At 66.6% G+C, this 2,396-nt stretch carries 2 protein-coding genes; both read left to right on the top strand.

Annotated elements, in window-relative coordinates; all coding sequences use genetic code 11:
* Positions 1 to 79: 79 nt before the first annotated feature.
* Positions 80 to 916, top strand: a complete 837-nt coding sequence (locus AC1DKD_RS40680) for a universal stress protein (RefSeq protein WP_441633932.1) — start codon at positions 80 to 82, stop codon at positions 914 to 916.
* Between the two features lie 12 nt (positions 917 to 928).
* Positions 929 to 2,287 (top strand): MBL fold metallo-hydrolase RNA specificity domain-containing protein, encoded by a 1,359-nt coding sequence (locus tag AC1DKD_RS40685; protein WP_477144691.1) that lies wholly within the window; start codon positions 929 to 931, stop codon positions 2,285 to 2,287.
* The last annotated feature ends 109 nt before the right edge of the window (positions 2,288 to 2,396 follow it).

Here is a 2,396-nt window from a genome sequence, read left to right on the forward strand (position 1 = left end):
TGATATCGCCGTCTTCCGGGTCCGCCCGCGGGCGCGCTCGCCAATACACGGAGTACATCACCAATACACGGAGTACATCATGGACTACCGGACCGTGCTGGTCGCGCTCGGAGCGGATCCCGCCTGCGCGTCTCGCATCAGGATGGCCGCCGACCTGGCAGCCGCCTTTGGCGCGCATATCACCGGCGTCAGCGCCACCGGCCTGCGCATGGATCCGATCCGTGACGCCGGCGAAGACGCCGCGCGGCATCTGGCGGCCTCCCGTGGCCGGCTGCTGTCCCAAGCGGTGTTGCAGGGAGAGTTGCTGAGCGAAACCATGAAAGCGTACGCGCCGGGCGTGCCGTACTCGCATCGCGCGGTGGAAGAGGAAACCGGCTGGGTCGTGGCGCAGGAAGCCCGCGTCGCCGACCTGGTGGTGATGGCCCGGCCGGTGGCAACGCAGGATGTGTCCTTGCTAGGCGCCGGGGCGGCCGAGTACGTGCTGCTCAACGCGGGCCGCCCGGTCTTGCTGGCGCCGGCGGAGTTCAGGCGGCTGCATGGCGGGCACGTGGTCATCGCGTGGGATGGGCAGCGCGAGGCGGCCCGCGCCGTGGCCGATGCCATGCCCTTGCTGCTGCGCGCCAGCCACGTCACCGTCGTCGGCGTGTGGGACGATCGCGGCGAGCCGCAGGCAGACTCGGAGCCGGTGGCCGGCTTGCGGCATTACCTGCAGCGACACGGCATTGTTGCCGGCGTGCGCAACGTGCAGAAGGCGGGGCCGGTAGGCGCCAACCTCCTCGACGCGGCCAGCGCGTTGGGAGCCGACATGCTGGTGGCCGGAGGCTACGGGCACTCGCGCTTGCGCGAGCTGGTCATGGGTGGCACCACGCGCACCCTGATGTATCAGGCGCCGGTGCCACTGCTGTTGTCGCATTGACAGGGCGCCGCCATGCAACTGCAATTTCTCGGCGCCACAGACACGGTCACGGGCTCCAAGTATGTGCTCGACACAGGCCACAGCCGCGTCATGGTGGACTGCGGACTGTTCCAGGGCTACAAGGCACTGCGCCTGCGCAACTGGGACCGCTTGCCGGTCGATCCGGCCACGCTCGATGCGGTAGTGCTCACGCACTCGCATATCGACCATAGCGGGTACCTGCCGCTGCTGGTGCGCAACGGCTTTCGAGGGCGGGTGTTCTGCACCATGGGCACTGCCCAGCTGTGCAACATCCTGCTGCCCGACAGCGCGCATCTGGCGGTGGAGGATGCGCACTACGCCAACCGCAAGGGGTTTTCGCGCCACCAGCCCGCGCTGCCGCTCTACGACGGCGCGGATGCCRTGCGCGCCTTGCGCCGGCTCGACCCGTTCCACTACGATACGCGGGTGAGGGTGACGGCCGACGTGGAGGCGGAGTTCCATCGCGCAGGGCACATCATCGGCTCGGCGATTGTCACTTTGCATGTGGACGGCAAGCGGATCGTATTCTCGGGTGACCTGGGGCGGCAGCAGGACATCGTGATGCGCGCCCCGGAGATCGTTCGCGAGGCGGATCACCTGCTGGTGGAGTCCACCTATGGCGACCGCGCCCATCCCGCGGACGATCCGTTCGACGCGCTGGGCGAAATCGTCAGCCGCACCATTGGCCGCGGCGGCAGCGTGGTGATCCCCGCATTTGCCGTCGGGCGCACCCAGGCGCTGCTGTACTGCCTCTACAAGCTACGCCAGCAGAACCGCATTCCGCACGTGCCGGTCTACCTCAACAGCCCAATGGCCATCGACGCCACCACGGTCTTTGCGTTGCACCCGGACGAACTGCGGATCGACCGCGCCGCCTGCGCGGCAGCCTGCAATATGGCCATCCTGATCCAGAGCATGCAGCAGTCCGTCTGGCTGAACCGCGACCATACGCCCAAGATCATCCTGGCCGGCGGGGGCATGGCTACCGGAGGGCGGGTGGTGCATCACCTGGAGACGTATGGGCAGGATGCGCGCAATACGATATTGCTGTCGGGGTTCCAGGCTGCCGGTACGCGCGGTGCCGCGCTGGCGTCGGGGATGCGGGAGTTGCGGATCCACGGGAAGCAGGTTGTGATCCAGGCTTCGGTGGCGCAGATTACTTCGCTCTCGGCGCATGCTGATGCCAACGAACTGATGACATGGCTGGGCGGCTTCGGCAGCGCGCCGCGGCGGACTTTCGTGGTGCACGGGGAGCCGGCGGCTAGTGATGCCTTGCGGCAGCGGATTGAGCGGGAGTTGCGTTGGGCGGTTACGATGCCGGAGTATCTTCGGTCGTATTTGTTGGATTAGGGAACTGCAACTGCAACTGTTTAACTGCAACTGCAACTGCTTAACGTCAAAGTCAAAGGCTTAAAGTCAAAGGCAGTTTCACCACCCCTGCGGGGCGGCGACCTACATT

Source organism: Cupriavidus sp. 05T313 (assembly GCF_056396665.1).

What these genes read in the sequence shown, in the direction of transcription:
- AC1DKD_RS40680 (WP_441633932.1), top strand. Translation starts at nt 80, where the DNA reads ATGGACTACCGGACCGTGCTGGTCGCGCTCGGAGCGGATCCCGCCTGC.